The organism is Streptomyces tritici (assembly GCF_048500665.1).
GTDB classification, from domain to species: Bacteria; Actinomycetota; Actinomycetes; order Streptomycetales; family Streptomycetaceae; genus Streptomyces; species Streptomyces tritici.
On sequence record NZ_CP183183.1, the window covers coordinates 1,316,783 to 1,331,945 of the forward strand.

Annotated in this window: 15 protein-coding genes; 5 read left to right on the forward strand and 10 right to left on the reverse strand. The window is 72.7% G+C overall.

Going from position 1 to position 15,163, the window contains the following annotated elements:
- The first annotated feature begins 35 nt into the window (after positions 1–35).
- Complete coding sequence (gene tyrS, locus ACNJ93_RS06110; RefSeq protein WP_418956301.1) at positions 36–1,304, forward strand: tyrosine--tRNA ligase; 1,269 nt, start codon at positions 36–38, stop codon at positions 1,302–1,304.
- A gap of 95 nt (positions 1,305–1,399) precedes the next feature.
- On the opposite strand, the gene ACNJ93_RS06115 is transcribed toward tyrS, so the two are convergent.
- Positions 1,400–1,675 (reverse strand): GlsB/YeaQ/YmgE family stress response membrane protein, encoded by a 276-nt coding sequence (locus ACNJ93_RS06115; RefSeq protein WP_418956302.1) that lies wholly within the window; start codon positions 1,673–1,675, stop codon positions 1,400–1,402.
- A 198-nt stretch (positions 1,676–1,873) separates the two neighbouring features.
- Between ACNJ93_RS06115 and ACNJ93_RS06120 the strand changes: the two genes are divergently transcribed.
- Positions 1,874–2,257 carry a DUF3099 domain-containing protein gene (locus ACNJ93_RS06120; RefSeq protein WP_418956303.1) on the forward strand — a complete coding sequence of 128 codons (384 nt, stop codon included), beginning with the start codon at positions 1,874–1,876 and terminating at the stop codon, positions 2,255–2,257.
- Positions 2,258–2,392: 135 nt separating this feature from the next.
- A complete protein-coding gene (locus tag ACNJ93_RS06125) occupies positions 2,393–2,644 on the forward strand; it encodes a hypothetical protein (protein WP_418956304.1) in 252 nt (83 codons plus the stop codon).
- 51 nt (positions 2,645–2,695) lie between these two features.
- Here the strand turns inward: ACNJ93_RS06125 and moaA are convergent, their stop codons facing one another.
- The 3 genes from moaA to ACNJ93_RS06140 all read right to left on the reverse strand — a co-directional run bounded on the left by moaA (position 2,696) and on the right by ACNJ93_RS06140 (position 5,904).
- Complete coding sequence (gene moaA, locus ACNJ93_RS06130; RefSeq protein WP_418956305.1) at positions 2,696–3,685, reverse strand: GTP 3',8-cyclase MoaA; 990 nt, start codon at positions 3,683–3,685, stop codon at positions 2,696–2,698.
- Between the two features lie 210 nt (positions 3,686–3,895).
- Positions 3,896–5,539 (reverse strand): cation acetate symporter, encoded by a 1,644-nt coding sequence (locus tag ACNJ93_RS06135; RefSeq protein WP_418956306.1) that lies wholly within the window; start codon positions 5,537–5,539, stop codon positions 3,896–3,898.
- Complete coding sequence (locus ACNJ93_RS06140; protein ID WP_418956307.1) at positions 5,536–5,904, reverse strand: DUF485 domain-containing protein; 369 nt, start codon at positions 5,902–5,904, stop codon at positions 5,536–5,538. The genes ACNJ93_RS06135 and ACNJ93_RS06140 overlap by 4 nt, the downstream gene beginning before the upstream one ends.
- 258 nt (positions 5,905–6,162) lie before the next feature.
- Here ACNJ93_RS06140 and ACNJ93_RS06145 point away from each other — a divergent pair, with 258 nt between their 5' ends.
- Together ACNJ93_RS06145 and ACNJ93_RS06150 are read left to right on the forward strand one after the other, a co-directional pair.
- Positions 6,163–7,698 (forward strand): S8 family peptidase, encoded by a 1,536-nt coding sequence (locus ACNJ93_RS06145; protein ID WP_418956308.1) that lies wholly within the window; start codon positions 6,163–6,165, stop codon positions 7,696–7,698.
- Positions 7,699–7,801: 103 nt separating this feature from the next.
- Positions 7,802–9,121, forward strand: coding sequence for a CoA transferase (locus ACNJ93_RS06150; RefSeq protein ID WP_418956309.1), 1,320 nt, complete (start codon positions 7,802–7,804; stop codon positions 9,119–9,121).
- Here the strand turns inward: ACNJ93_RS06150 and ACNJ93_RS06155 are convergent.
- From ACNJ93_RS06155 to ACNJ93_RS06180, 6 genes are all read right to left on the reverse strand, one after another.
- Positions 9,111–10,154, reverse strand: a complete 1,044-nt coding sequence (locus ACNJ93_RS06155; RefSeq protein ID WP_418956310.1) for a zinc-dependent alcohol dehydrogenase family protein — start codon at positions 10,152–10,154, stop codon at positions 9,111–9,113. The genes ACNJ93_RS06150 and ACNJ93_RS06155 overlap by 11 nt on opposite strands.
- Before the next feature lie 63 nt (positions 10,155–10,217).
- Complete coding sequence (locus ACNJ93_RS06160; protein ID WP_418956311.1) at positions 10,218–10,925, reverse strand: VIT1/CCC1 transporter family protein; 708 nt, start codon at positions 10,923–10,925, stop codon at positions 10,218–10,220.
- Between the two features lie 24 nt (positions 10,926–10,949).
- Positions 10,950–12,176, reverse strand: a complete 1,227-nt coding sequence (locus tag ACNJ93_RS06165; protein ID WP_418956312.1) for an amidohydrolase family protein — start codon at positions 12,174–12,176, stop codon at positions 10,950–10,952.
- Entirely contained in the window at positions 12,173–13,456 is a 1,284-nt protein-coding gene (locus ACNJ93_RS06170) for an amidohydrolase family protein (RefSeq protein WP_418956313.1), read from the reverse strand. The genes ACNJ93_RS06165 and ACNJ93_RS06170 overlap by 4 nt, the downstream gene beginning before the upstream one ends.
- Positions 13,457–13,469: 13 nt before the next feature.
- On the reverse strand, positions 13,470–14,357 hold the full coding sequence (locus ACNJ93_RS06175; protein ID WP_418956314.1) for an SDR family NAD(P)-dependent oxidoreductase: 888 nt from the start codon (positions 14,355–14,357) through the stop codon (positions 13,470–13,472).
- Positions 14,357–15,154, reverse strand: a complete 798-nt coding sequence (locus tag ACNJ93_RS06180) for an acetoacetate decarboxylase family protein (protein ID WP_418956315.1) — start codon at positions 15,152–15,154, stop codon at positions 14,357–14,359. The genes ACNJ93_RS06175 and ACNJ93_RS06180 overlap by 1 nt, the downstream gene beginning before the upstream one ends.
- Positions 15,155–15,163 lie beyond the last annotated feature (9 nt).

Here is a 15,163-nt window from a genome sequence, read left to right on the forward strand (position 1 = left end):
CTGCAATTGCCCTTGACTATGAGGAGACGGACGACGTGACCGACATCGTCGACGAGCTGAAGTGGCGCGGGCTCTTCGCCCAGTCCACCGACGAGGACGCTTTGCGCAAGGCTCTCGCGGACGGTCCCGTCACGTTCTATTGCGGTTTCGACCCGACCGCGGCCAGTCTCCACGTCGGCCACCTGGTCCAGGTGCTCACCGTCCGCCGGCTCCAGCAGGCCGGGCACCGGCCGCTGGCGCTGGTCGGCGGGGCGACGGGCCAGATCGGCGACCCGCGTCCCACCGCCGAGCGCACCCTGAACGACCCGGAGACGGTCGCGAACTGGGTGAACCGGCTGCGCGCGCAGATCGAGCCGTACCTCTCCTTCGAGGGCGAGAACGCGGCGGTCATGGTGAACAACCTGGACTGGACCGCCGGGATGTCCGCGATCGAGTTCCTGCGGGACATCGGCAAGCACTTCCGGGTCAACAAGATGCTGACCAAGGACTCGGTGGCCCGCCGCCTCGAGTCCGAGCAGGGCATCAGCTACACCGAGTTCAGCTACCAGCTGCTGCAGGGCATGGACTTCCTGGAGCTGTACCGGCGCTACGGCTGCACGCTGCAGCAGGGCGGCTCGGACCAGTGGGGCAACCTGGTGGCCGGGCTCGACCTGATCCACCGCCTGGAGCCGGACGCGGTGGTGCACGCGCTGGCGACGCCGCTGATGACGAAGGCGGACGGCACCAAGTTCGGCAAGACCGAGAGCGGCGCCGTCTGGCTGGACCCGGAGATGACCACGCCGTACGCGTTCTACCAGTTCTGGCTGAACGTCGACGACCGTGACATCTCCCGGTACATGCGGATCCTCTCCTTCAAGTCCCGCGAGGAGCTGGAGGAGCTGGAGCGGCTCACCGAGGAGCGGCCGCAGGCGCGCACCGCGCAGCGGGCGCTGGCCGAGGAGCTGACCACGCTGGTGCACGGCGCCGACCAGTGCGCGGCCGTGATCGGGGCGTCGAAGGCGCTGTTCGGTCAGGGCGAGCTGGCGGAGCTCGACGAGGCCACGCTGGCGGCGGCGCTCTCGGAGCTGCCGCACGCGAAGGTCACCGAGCTGGGCCAGGTCGTGGACCTGTTCACCGAGGTGGGTCTGGCGGCGAGCAAGTCCGCGGCGCGGCGCACGGTGAAGGAGGGCGGGGCCTACGTGAACAACGTGAAGGTCACGGCCGAGGACGCCGAGGTCGCGGCGGACGAGCTGCTGCACGGCCGCTGGCTGGTGCTGCGCCGCGGCAAGAAGAACCTGGCGGCGATCGAGTACGCCGGGGCCTGAGCCGTACGGCCGCCGGCCGACGTACGGCCCGCGGGCCGCGCACACGACGGCGGCCCGGGTGCGCTTCGCGCGTACCCGGGCCGCCGTCGGCGTGTTCAGGCGCGGCGTCTCTCGCCCCTGAGCTGGACCCAGAGCATGTCGCCCAGCCCGACGATGGCGATCGCGCCGAGCAGCTGGAGCAGGTGGCGCGTCCAGTCGATGCCCTTGGTGTCCTCGACGCCGATCCATCCGGCGACGGCGTTGCCGAGGAGGCTGCCGAGAATGCCGAACACGGTCGTCAGCCAGAGCGGGATCTGCTGCTTCCCCGGCAGGATCGCCTTCGCGATCAGGCCGAGCACGAAGCCCACGATGATTGCCCACAACCAACCCATAGGGTCGCCTCCTCATGCGGCGGCGCGATCTGCGCATGTGGGCCCAGTCTCGGCCTCCCGGTCATGCGGCGCATGTCGGGCAGCGCCATACGTGGACGGCATGCGTGCCCCCCTCCCGCCGGCGGCGGCGGGCAGGCGTACCGTGGAGTGAGACCCGGACCGGGGAGAGTCCGGCACGGAACCGGGCGGTGGAACGCGATGCGGACGCATGGCAGCAACGAGGTCTTCCGGATCACCGGGGCGCGCCAGGGGCTTGCCGACGACGTACGGGGCCGGCAGCGCCGCTACGTGATCTCGATGACCGTGCGCACGCTGGCCGTCATCATGGCGGCGGTGCTGTGGAACGTGGAGCGGCATGTGGCCGTGGTGGCCCTGGCGTTGGGCATGCTGCTGCCGTACGTGGCGGTGGTGATCGCCAACGCGGGCCGGGAACGGGCGCCGTCCCTGCCGTCGACGTTCACGCTGCCGCCGAGCCGGCCGATGATCGAGCCGGGGCCCGGGCCGGGGTCCGCTCCGGGCGCCGCGTCGGGGCCCGCGCCGGAGGCCGACGAGAAGCTCAAGAAAAGCTCAGATCAATCATGACGTTCCGCTGCACCGCGATGGGGTCCGCGTGACATACTGCCTGTGCGCTCCGCATCCCCCGTCGGAGCGACGGACCGACGCCGGGCAGCTCCCCCCGTGGCTGCTCGGCGTCGTTTGTGTGTGGAGAATGTTCCGGTGATCAATCCGGAGAGCTCCCCGACGCCGACGTCCCCGATCTGTTCCGCGAAGGGCTGCCGTGCCGCGGCGGTCTGGGTGCTGGCCTGGAACAACCCGAAGCTGCACACGCCCGAGCGGCGCAAGACCTGGCTCGCCTGCGAGGAGCACCGCGAGCACCTGTCGCAGTTCCTGGGGGTGCGCGGTTTCCTCAAGGACGTGGTGACGCTGTCCGAGTGGGAGGCCCGGCCGGAAGGGGCCGAGGGGCGGTAGGCCCCGCCGGACTCCCGAGCCGCAGGATCCGCCGCCGTACCGCCGTACTGCTCAGCCGCCGATCGCCGACATCGGGCGGTCGGGCTGCAGGAAGCTCGGGTCGTCCAGGCCGGAACCGGCCTTCTTGCCCCACATCGCGCGCTTCCAGATCGCCGCCAGCTCCTCGTCCGGGACGCCGGAGCGCAGCGCGGCCCGCAGGTCGGTCTCCTCGGTGGCGAACAGGCAGGTCCGCACCTGTCCGTCGGCGGTGAGGCGGGTGCGGTCGCAGGCCCGGCAGAACGGGCGGGTGACCGAGGCGATCACGCCGACGGTGTGCGGTCCGCCGTCCACCACCCAGCGCTCGGCGGGCGCGGAGCCGCGCTCCTCGGCGCCCTCGGGGGTGAGGGTGAAGCGGGTGCGCAGCGACTCCAGGATGTCCCCGGCGGTGATCATGCCCTCGCGCTTCCAGCCGTGCTGGGCGTCGAGCGGCATCTGCTCGATGAAGCGGAGCTCGTACGCGTGCTCGATGGCCCAGGCCAGCAGGTCGGGGGCCTCGTCGTCGTTGAGGCCGGGCATGAGGACGGCGTTGACCTTGACCGGGGTCAGTCCGGCGTCGCGGGCGGCGGCCATGCCGTCGAGGACGTCGTGGTGGCGGTCGCGGCGGGTGAGGGTCTTGAAGACCTCGGGCCGCAGGGTGTCGAGGGAGACGTTGACCCGGTCGAGGCCGGCCGCCTTGAGGGCGGCGGCGGTGCGCTTGAGGCCGATGCCGTTGGTGGTGAGGGACATCCGGGGGCGCGGTTCCAGGGCGGCGCAGCGCTCGACGATGCCGACGAGGCCGGGGCGGAGCAGCGGTTCGCCGCCGGTGAAGCGGACCTCGGTGACGCCGAGGTCGGTGACCGCGATGCGGATCAGCCGGACGATCTCGTCGTCGGTGAGCAGGTCGGGCTTGGCCAGCCACTGCAGGCCCTCTTCGGGCATGCAGTACGTGCAGCGCAGGTTGCACCGGTCGGTGAGCGAGACGCGCAGGTCGGTGGCGACGCGGCCGTAGGTGTCGATGAGCACTGCGCGCTCCCTCCCTGGGGTTCGGCGATCTCTACAGCCCGAGGGTACGCGACGGCGGCGGCGGTGAGCAGGGCCGGTTGGAACGAGGTACGGCGCGGCCGCGTCGTAGGACTCTACGACGCGGCCGGGCGACGGGTTCCCCGGTGTGCCCGGGAAGGGTGCCTCAGGTGTGCGGAGGCGGCGTGCCTCCGGGTGTGCGGGCGGCTGCGGTCAGTGGGCTCCGACGCCGGTCAGGGACTTCACCTCCAGCTCGGCGTACTTGCCCTCGTCCGGCTTCTCCTTCGACAGCAGGGAGCCGAGCCAGCCGAGCAGGAAGCCCAGCGGGATGGAGACGATGCCGGGGTTCTCCAGCGGGAACCAGTAGAAGTCGGCGTCCTTGAACATGGAGGTCGGCTTGCCGGAGACGACCGGGGAGAACAGCACCAGGACGACCGCGGAGATCAGACCGCCGTAGATGGACCAGAGGGCGCCGGTGGTGGTGAACCGCTTCCAGAACAGGCTGTAGAGGATCGTCGGCAGGTTCGCCGAGGCGGCGACGGCGAAGGCGAGGGCGACCAGGCCGGCGACGTTGAGGTCGCGGGCGAGGGCGCCGAGGGCGATGGAGACGACGCCGATGAGGACGGTGGCCCAGCGGGCCGCCCGGACCTCCTGCTGCTCGGTGGCCTTGCCGCGCTTGATCACGTTGGCGTAGATGTCGTGGGCGAAGGACGAGGACGAGGCGAGGGTCAGTCCGGCGACCACGGCGAGGATCGTCGCGAAGGCGACGGCCGAGATGACGGCGAGCAGGATCGCCCCGCCGGTGGAGTTCGCGCCGCCGCCGATCTCGAGGGCGGCGAGCGGGGCGGCGGTGTTGCCGGCCTTGTTGGAGGCGATGATGTCGCTGTTCTTCAACAGCGCCGCCGCGCCGAAACCGAGGACGATCGTCATCAGGTAGAAGGCGCCGATGATGCCGATGGCCCAGTTGACGGACTTCCGGGCCGCCTTGGCGGTGGGCACGGTGTAGAAGCGGATGAGGATGTGCGGCAGGCCCGCGGTGCCGAGGACCAGGGCGATGCCCAGCGACAGGAAGTCCAGCTTGGAGGTGCCGGTGGCGCCGTACTTCAGGCCGGGCTCCAGGAAGGCGGCGCCCTTGCCGCTGTTCTCGGCGGCGGCGCCGAGCAGCTGGGAGAGGTTGAAGTCGAACTTCAGCAGGATCAGGAAGGTGATCAGGAGCGTGCCGGCGATGAGGAGCACGGCCTTGACCATCTGCACCCAGGTGGTGCCCTTCATGCCGCCGATGGTCACGTACACGATCATCAGCACGCCGACCAGGGCGACGATGGCGATCTTGCCGCCGTCGCTGGTGATGCCGAGCAGCAGCGAGACGAGGACGCCGGCGCCGGCCATCTGGGCGAGCAGGTAGAAGATCGAGACGACGATGGTGGAGGTGCCGGCGGCGGTGCGGACGGGGCGCTGGCGCATCCGGTAGGCGAGCACGTCGCCCATGGTGAAGCGGCCGGAGTTGCGCAGCGGTTCGGCGACCAGGAGCAGGGCGACGAGCCAGGCGACGAGGAAGCCGATGGAGTACAGGAAGCCGTCGTAGCCGAAGAGGGCGATGGCGCCGGCGATGCCGAGGAACGAGGCGGCGGACATGTAGTCGCCGGAGATGGCCAGGCCGTTCTGGAAGCCGGTGAACTGGCGGCCGCCGGCGTAGAAGTCGGCGGCGCTGCGGGTCTGCCGGCCGGCCCAGACGGTGATGAACAGGGTGGCGACGACGAAGGCCGCGAAGAGGGTGATGATCAGCGGCCGGTGCTCGGAGGCGCCGCTGCCGGCGGCGAGGACGAGGGCCGGTCCGGCCTCGATGGTGCTGCTCATGCGTCGCCCTCCATACGGGACTTGATGGCCTCCGCCTTGGGGTCGAGCTTCTCGGCCGCGTGCCGTGAGTAGAACCAGGCGATGAGGAAGGTGGTCAGGAACTGGCCGAGGCCGAGGACGAGGGCCACGTTGATGTTGCCGAAGACCTTGGTGCCCATGAAGCCGCCCGCGTAGTTGGAGAGCAGCACGTAGAGCAGGTACCAGGCGATGAAGCCGATCGTCAGGGGGAAGGCGAACGAGCGGTGCGCGCGGCGCAGCTCACCGAACTCCGCGCTGCGCTGGACCTCGACGAAGCGCTCCGTCGTGGGCTGGACGGGTGTCGTGTCCGTGCCGCCGGGGGGCGGCGGCGGTGCATCGGTAGCCACGGAATCTCCTCGCGACGCTGCGGTGGGCATGGACAAAGGGACCTCACGGGGGGTGTGGGGGACGAAAGTCCTCGACAGAAGCTCCTCCCCTGCACAACGGCACGGAGCGCGCGGCGAAGCGGTTCACCGGATTTTTTTCTTCATCCGGGCGACTCGACGCATTGATGTCCCGGGAAGATCAGCGATAGCTTCACTCGTCATGCACCTGTCCAGGCGCAACGGGTGCCGGACAGTACATACGGATGATGTGGAGAACCCATGGCTCATCTGGGAACCAGACGCGGGCGCGTACTCGCCCTGCCCGCCGGTCTGGCGCTCACGGCCTCGCTGGGCTTCCTGCCCACCGGCGCGAACGCCGCGCCGCTGAACGAAGCCCCGGCGGCCGTCGCCTCGTACGACGGCCCCAAGCTCTCGTACGTGGTGAACATAGGCAGCGGCCCCGACACCGCCGCCTCGGTCAAGAAGGCGATCGCCGCGGCCGGCGGCACCGTCGTCATCGCGTACGACCAGATCGGCGTGATCGTCGTCCACTCGCAGAACCCCGAGTTCGCGAAGACGATCCGCACGGTCCGCGGGGTGGTCTCCGCCGGCGCGACGCGCACCGCGCCGCTGTCCGTCCAGGGCGACACCTCGGTCGAGACCGGCGGCCAGGCGCTGACGGCCGCCGAGGCGCTGGCCGCGGCCGCCGAGGCCGGCGAGGGCCAGGACCCGCTCGAGCCGCTGCAGTGGGACCTGCCCGCCATCAAGGCGGACCAGGCGCACGCGCGGACGCTGGGCAGCAGCAAGGTCACCGTCGGCGTCATCGACACCGGCGTCGACGACACGCACCCGGACCTGGCGCCGAACTTCGACGTCGCCGCCTCGGCGAACTGCGTGACCGGCAAGCCGGACACCACGCCGGGCTCGTGGCGTCCGCAGCCCGGCGAGAGCGACCACGGCACCCACGTGGCCGGCACGATCGCCGCCGCCAAGAACGGCTTCGGCATCACCGGTGTCGCGCCGGGCGTGAAGGTCTCCGGCATCAAGGTGTCCAACCCGGACGGCTTCTTCTACACCGAGGCCGTGGTCTGCGGCTTCGTGTGGGCGGCCGAGCACGGCGTCGACGTCACCAACAACAGCTACTACACCGACCCGTGGCTGTTCGCCTGCAAGAACGACGACGACCAGAAGGCCCTTCTGGAGGCCGTCACCCGCGCGACCCGCTACGCGGAGCGCAAGGGCGCGGTCAACGTGGCCTCGGCCGGCAACTCCAAGATGGACCTGGCGGCGGACGAGATCACCGACGTCACCAGCCCGAACGACACCACGCCGGTCACCCGTGTGATCAACCCGCGCGAGTGCTTCGACTACCCGGCCATGCTCCCCGGCGTCGTCACGGTCTCCGCGACCGGCGCCAAGGGCCTGAAGGCCTCGTACTCGAACTACGGCGACGGCGTCGTCGACATCGCGGCCCCCGGCGGCGACCGCACCGAGTACCAGACCCCGGACGCCCCGGCGGTCAACGGGCGCATCCTGTCGACCACGGTCAACGGCGGCTTCAACTACAAGGCCGGCACGTCGATGGCCTCCCCGCACGTCTCCGGCGTGCTCGCGCTGATCAAGTCGCGCCACCCCGACGCGACTCCGGCGGAGCTGAAGGAGCGTCTGTACGGCCAGGCCGACAACCACGCCTGCACGAACCCGTACGACATCAACGGTGACGGCACCGTGGACGCGGTCTGCGAGGGCGGCGTCGGCAAGAACGGCTTCTACGGCGAGGGCGTCGTCGACGCCCTTGACGCCGTGCGGAAGTAACCCGCCGTGCGGAAGTGAACCGTCCTGACGGACGCGAGGGGCCCTGGTGCGGCGTGCCGCACCGGGGCCCCTTCGTCGCGGCAGCCGGTGCCATGATGCGGTCATGGATCAGACGGTGGCGAGCGGTACCGAGCGGTTGTGGGCGGAACTCGGCGGGGATCCGGGGCTGTTGCGGCGGGTGGAGTACCGGGGGCCGTCGGGGCTGCTGGCCGCGCGGCTTCCGGTGATGGACCTGGCGCGGGCGACCGTCGCCGTGGCGGGGCTCGCGGCGGTGGAGCGGGCGGGGCTGCCGGGGCCGGTGCGGGTGGACGACGGGGCGGTGGCGACGGCGTTCGTGAGCGAGCGCCATCTGCGGGTCGGCGGGCGGGAGCCGCTGACGTTCGCGCCGCTGTCCCGGTTCTGGCCGGCGGCGGACGGCTGGGTCCGGACGCACGCGAACTACCCGCACCACCGGCGGGCGCTGCTCGACGCGCTCGGCGCGGCTGACACGTTGCTGGATCCGCAGGGCGCCGTGGGCGCGGTGGGCGCGGCGATCGCGGAGCGGACGGCGGCGGAGGTCGAGTCGGCGGTGTACGCGGCCGGGGGCCTGGCCGTCGCGGTGCGCACCCCGCAGGCGTGGGCGGCGCACGAGCAGGGCCGGGAGGTGTCGGCGCGCCCGCTGCTGACCCGGGAGCGGCTGGACGACGCGCCGCCGCGGCGGCGCTCGGGGCCGCTGCGGGTGCTGGACCTGACCCGGGTGATCGCCGGGCCGGTCGCCACGCGGACGCTGGCGCTGCTGGGCGCGGACGTGCTGCGGATCGACCCGCCGGCGCGGCCGGAGCTGCCGGACCAGCACGCCGACGGGAACGTGGGCAAGCGGACCGCCGCCCTGGACCTGGACCGCCCCTCGGACCGCCGTACCTTCGACGAGCTCCTGGACGCGGCCGACGTCCTGGTCACCGGCTACCGGCCCGGGGCCCTGGACCGCTTCGACCCGCACCGCCCCGGCCTGGTCGTCGCCCGGCTGTCCGCCTGGGGCGAGTACGGGCCGTGGCGCGAGCGGCGGGGCTTCGACAGCCTGGTGCAGGCGGCGACCGGGATCGCGGTGACCGAGGGCTCGGAGCGGGAGCCGGGGGCGCTGCCGGCGCAGGCGCTGGACCACGGCAGCGGCTATCTGCTGGCGGCGGCCGTGCTGCGCTCGCTGACGGAACAGGACCGCGACGGCGGCACCCGGCTGGTGCGCCTGGCCCTCGCGCAGACGGGCCACTGGCTCACCCACACCCTCCCCCGCTACGACCCGGCCGGCCACCTCACGGAGACGGACGGGCCGCTGGGCCGGCTGCGGCACGCCCTGTCCCCTGTCGCGTACGAGGGCGGCCCGGCGGGCTGGTCGCGCCCGCCGGGCCTGCCGGGGGCCGACGCGCCCGCGTGGCTCACGGCTTGACGAGGACCTTCAGGGCGGTGCGCTCGTCCATGGCCCGGTAGCCGTCCGGGACGCCTTCGAGGCCGACGGTCAGGTCGAACACCGGCGAGGGGTCGACGGCGCCGCTGAGGACGTCGGGCAGCAGCTCGGGAATGTACGCGCGGACGGGCGCCACGCCGCCGCGCAGGGCGATGTTGCGGTCGAACATGACGGACAGGTCCAGGCCCGTGCCGCTGCCGTGCGGGACGCCGACGTAGCCGATCGCGCCGCCGTCGCGGGTGATGTTCACGGCGGTGCGCATGGACTGCTCGGTGCCGACGGCCTCGATGACGGCGTGCGCGCCCTGCCCGCCGGTGAGTTCGCGGACCGCGGCCTCGGCGGCCTCGCCGCGCTCGGCGACGACGTCGGTGGCGCCGAAGGCGCGGGCGATGTCGGTACGGGCGGTGTGCCGGCCGAGCGCGACGATCCGCTCGGCGCCGAGCCGCCGGGCGGCGAGCACCCCGCACAGGCCGACCGCGCCGTCGCCGACGACGGCCACGGTGGCGCCTGGCCGCACGCCGGCGCCGAGGGCGGCGTGGTGGCCGGTGCCGAGCACGTCGGAGAGGGCGAGCAGGGCGGTGAGCAGCCGGTCGTCGGAGGCGGCGTCGGCGGGCAGCTTGACGAGGGTGCCGTCGGCGAAGGGCACGCGCACGGCCTCGCCCTGGCCGCCGTCGGACCCGACCGAGCCCCAGAAGCCGCCGCTGGGGCAGGAGGTCTGCAGGCCCTCGTGACAGTACTCGCAGGTCCCGTCCGACCAGACGAACGGCGCGACGACGAGGTCACCGGCCGCGAACCCGGTCACCGCGGCCCCGGCCTCCTCGACGATCCCGAGGAACTCGTGCCCGATCCGCTGCCCCGGCTGCCGCTCGGCCTCCCCCCGGTACGCCCACAGGTCACTCCCGCAGATACAGGCCCGCAGCACGCGCACGACGACGTCCGTGGACTCCTGGATCACCGGATCGGGCACGTCCTCCACGCGCATGTCGAACGGGGCGTGAATGGTGGTGGCGCGCATGGCGGACGTTCCTCGTGTGCAGACGGTTGTACGACATTCACCGTACATCGCCCGCAGGGGTCCCTAGACCCCCGCCGCCCCCAGCAGCGACCCCGCCGCGTGGGTGACCGCCATCGCCAGCGCGCCGCCGGCGACGTTGCGGAGGACGGCTCGGGCCGGTGGGGCGGCGCCGAGGCGGGCGCTGGACCAGCCGGTGAGGGCGAGGGCGGCGAGGACCGAGACGACGGTGATCCAGAGGCGGGCGCCCGCCGGGGGCAGGACGATCGCGAGCAGCGGGAGCAGCGCGCCGGCCGTGAAGGCGAGGAAGCTGGCGGCGGCCGCGTGCCAGGGGTTGGTCAGCTCGTCGGGGTTGATGCCCAGCTCCACGCGGGCGTGGGCGCGCAGGGCATCGCGTTCGGTGAGCTGGACGGCGGCCTCGGCGGCCACGTCCGGGCTCAGGCCGCGGCGGGCGAGGAGCTCGGTGAGTTCGGCGAGTTCGGCCTCGGGCTGTTCGCGCAGCTCGCGGCGTTCCTGCGCGAGCGCGGCCCGTTCGGAGTCGCGCTGGGTGGAGACGGAGACGTACTCCCCCGCCGCCATCGACATCGAGCCGGCCAGCAGCCCCGCCAGACCCGCCGTCAGCAGCGTGGAGCGCTCGCTCGTCGCGCCGGCGACGCCCACGACGAGGCCGGCGGTGGAGACGATTCCGTCGTTCGCGCCGAGGACGGCCGCCCGGAGCCAGTTGAGCCGGGTGCCGAGCCCGCCGCCGTGGGCCTCGTCGTGCGCTTCAGTCACCCCGCGAGCGTCTCACCCGTCCGGTCACCAGACACGGACCGACCCGCCCGGGGCGAACGCCGGGCTGGTCGCCCCCTCCGGGACCTCCTTCAGCGGTTCGGCGATCTCCGCCACCGTCGGGCCGTGCACGGCCGCGAGGGTGTCGAGGTACGCCAGGTCGAATCCGTAGACCCGCGCCGCGTTGCCGCCGGTCATGGCCGCCACCTCCTCCTTCGGCAGGCCGGCGTAGGCGATGCGCAGGCCCTCGCGGGAGTACGGGGCGGTGCCCTCGTCGTGCGGGTAGTCGCTGCCCCACATGATCTTGTCGAGGCCGATCCGCTCGCGCAGCGGCACCTCGTGCGGGCGCATGAAGCTGGCGCCGACGTAGCAGTTGTCCCGCCACACCTCGCTCGGTCCCCGGCCCATCGACTCCGCGAGGCCCGCGCCGAACTTGGACTCCGCCGTCGCGGCCTTCGTGGACGCGGCCACCAGGCGGTCGTGGTAGTAGTCCAGCATCTCCAGGACCCCGGGGATCCAGCCCGAACCCTGCTCTGTCAGCACCAGCTTCAGCCCCGGGTGCCGGCGGAACGCCCCGCCGAAGATCAGGTGCCACAGCGCCCGGTGCGAGAACCAGGTGGTCTCCACCATGAACACGGCCCGCGCGGCCGGTTCGTCGCCGAGCGGCGGCGACGCCGAGCCGCCGTGGTGGTTGACCGGCACGTCCAGCTCCGCGCAGACCGCCCACAGCGGGTCGTACCCGGCCGAGTACAGCTCCGGGATCCCGCTGCCCGGCGGCGCCCCGGGCAGCAGGACGCCGCCGGTCAGGCCCGCCTCCTTCGTCCGGCGGACCTCCCGCACCGCCTCGTCGACGTCGTTCAGCAGGATCTGCGCGACGCCCGCCCGCCGGCCCGGCGCGTCCGCGCAGAAGTCGGCCAGCCAGCGGTTGTGCGCCCGCAGCCCGGCCCAGCGCAGCTCGTACTCCGCCCGGCTCGGCGCGGGCGCCATCAGCGAGGCGGAGGGGAAGAACGGCGGGATGGTGTTGGGGAAGACGACCTCGGCGACGATGCCGTCCGCCTCCAGCTCCTGCAGCCGGCGCCCCGAGTTCCAGTTGCGGTCGGCGGTGTCGGCGAGCAGGTCCTCGTACGGGTTGACGTACGTGGCGGCCCAGGCGTCGAAGTCGTCGTGGTGGCGCTTCTCCAGGTACGGCCTGTAGTCGAGGAGGTCGGCGCCGGCGTGGCAGTCCGCCGAGATCACCGTGTAGCGGTCCGTCACGGCGTCACCCCGATCGACGGGAAGTCGTTCCCCGTCAGCCAGTGCCGCCCCGTCTCCCGCGAACGCGCCCAGGACGCCTCCACCGCCGCCTGGTCCTCCGGCTGTCCGAGCTCCGCGGGCGTGGGGCCGATGCGGCGGGCGACCGGCTCCAGCTTCGCCGTGTCGAAGCCGAAGACCTCCGCCGCGGCCAGGCCCAGCATCCGGCGGCTCTCCTCGACGGGGATGTCGTGGAAGGTGTCGCGCAGCCAGCCCCGGGTGCGCGGCCAGGTGCCCTCGGGGTGCGGGAAGTCGCTGCCCCACAGGATGTTGTCGACGCCGATCTCGTAGCGCTGGGCCAGTTCGCGCCGCTTGGTGTTCGTCGCGCAGACGAAGACCTGGCGGTCGAGGTACTCGCTCGGGGGCCGCTTCAGCTCGCTGAACGGGGAGAGCTTCTTGCCGCCGTGCGCGCCGAGGTAGAGCCGGTCCATGAACCACAGCAGGTTCGGCAGCCACCAGCAGCCGGACTCGGCGACGCCGAACCGCAGCCCCGGGTGGCGCTCGAAGACACCGGACCACAGCAGGAACCACAGCGGCCGGGCCGGCCACCAGGTGACCTCGGAGACGTAGATGCCGAGGTGGTCGCCGTACTCCTCGCGCGGCGCGGCGCCGGAGTGGGTGACCAGCGGCATCCCGGTCTCGGCGGCGGCCGCCCACACGGGGTCGTAACGGCGGTCGTGGTACGGCTCCTTGTCGACCCACATGGACGGGATCATCAGCGCGCCGAGCCCGGACTCCCTGGCCCGGTGGATCTCGGCGACGACCTTGTCCGGGTCGGCGGTGACCGGCAGCAGGGCGACGCCGCAGTGCCGTTCGGGGTTCCGCCCCACGAACTCCGCGAGCCAGCGGTTGTGCGCCTGGGCGCCCGCCATGCCGAGCTCGGGGTCCTGGTCGCCGGAGAGCCCGAGGCCGACGCCGAAGGGCGCGGCGGTCCGGCTGTCGACGGCGTCCGCGTCGGGGAAGACGACCTCGCCGGCCACCCCGTCGCCGTCGAGTTCCTTGAGCCGCTGCGCGGAGTCCCAGCCGCCGCGCAGCCCTTCCTCGTGGTCGCTGAACCACTTCTCGGCGAACGCCTCGTTGCGCACCCCGAGGCGGGTCATCGCCTCGCGGCGGGCGTCCCGGCCGGCCAGGAACTCGTCGAAGGCGCGGTGGAAGCGGCGGTCCAGATAGGGCCGGTACTGCTCGGTGGGCAGCCCGGCATGGCAGTCGGAAGAGATGATCAGGTACGGGTCGTCGTGGGCCACGGCGGTCCCCCCACTATCGGTCGAGGATGAAGCTCTCCAGGTAGGACGGGTCGGCGCGGTCGAGCATCGACTGCGCGCGGGCGCGGATCTGCCGGTCGCTGTGCTCGCTCGCGGGCAGGATCCAGAACCGGTCGGCGCGGATGCCGTCGACGACGTGCCCGGCGACCTCCTCGACGGGGGTGAACCGCACCTCCTGCCCCGCCTGCCGCATCGCGGCCTCGTACTGGTCGAGGGTGCGGTACGGGGTCCGACGCGGGCGCTGCTTGGCGTACCGCTCGGGCCGGTTGCGGTGCGACTCCCACAGGCCGGTGCGCAGCATGTGCGGGCCGGGGAAGAGGACGGACGCGCCGACCGGTGCGCCCTCGGCCCTGAGGTGTGCGTACAGGGACTCGGTCATCGTGACCACGGCCGCCTTGGTGACGGCGTAGACGGAGGCGGTGGGCAGCGGGGCGATGCCGCCGTCGCCGGAGGAGGTGTTGACGACGTGCCCGGGGCCGCCGGCGTCGAGCATCCGGGGCACGAACGCCTGGATCCCGTGGAAGACGCCCCAGACGTTGACCGCGAAGGCCCATTTCCAGTCGTTCGGCTCGTGCTCCCACATGCGGCCCTCGGCGCCGGAGCCGACGCCGGCGTTGTTGCAGAGCACGTGGACTGCGCCGAAGGTGTCGTACGCGGCGTCCGCCAGCGACCGTACGGAGTCGGGGTCGCTGACGTCGGCCGTCCGGGCGAGGACGTGCGCGCCGCTCTCCATCAGCGCGTCGGCCGCCTTCGCCAGCGCCGGTTCCTCGACGTCGGCCAGCACGACGGAGAGCCCCTCCGCGGCGAACCGGCGCGCCATGGCGAGGCCGATGCCGCTCGCGGCGCCGGTGACGACGGCGACCTGGCCGGGTTCCAGCCGCATCAGACGCTCCCCTCGGGCGGTCCGTCGAGGACCTGGCGCGGGTCGTCGTAGCGCTGGTGGGCGTACGGCAGCAGCGCCTCGGCGGCGACCCGCTCGACGACCCGGCCCTTCTGGTCGGTGGTCTTCTCGCCGATCGTGATCTCCACGAGCCGGCGCACGGGCAGGTCGGCGACCGGGTCGTACATGGACTCGCGCAGCACCACGTCGCCGGTGACCGCCTCCAGCCTGCGCACCTTCTCGTGGCGGACGCAGTGGACGAGGACGGGGTCCCCGTCGAGGCCCGAACCGTCCACGGCGGGAAGGAACTTGAAGTAGAAGTCGGTCTTGTCGGCGGGCTCCGGCAGCGGCAGCGGGCCGGAGACCGCGCCGCGCACCTCGACGAAGGCGATGCCGTGCCGGGCGAGCGCGGCGCGGACCACGAGCCCGTCGCGTTCGACGGTGACCTCGCCGAGTTTCTTCGGCTCGCCGAAGACCTCGCGGCCGCCGGTCAGGGCCCGCTCGTGGGTCATCGGCATGACCAGCGGGTACCAGCCCTCCACGTCGCCGTGGGCGGCGGCGACGGCGACCGAGCCGGCGCCCAGGGGGTATCCGGGCAGGTCGACCCTGCTGATGTTCACGCGGACCAGGGGCCGGCCGGAGGGTTTGAGCGGGGGCGGCAGCACGGCCGCGACGACGTCCGGGTCGGTCTCCCAGAGGGCGACCACTCCGGTGGACCAGATGTCGGGGAGCGCGGCGTTCGCGGCGCGCGCCGCCGCGAGTTCCGCCTCGGTGCGTGCGCCGTACCGGACACGTGCCATGACGTACCG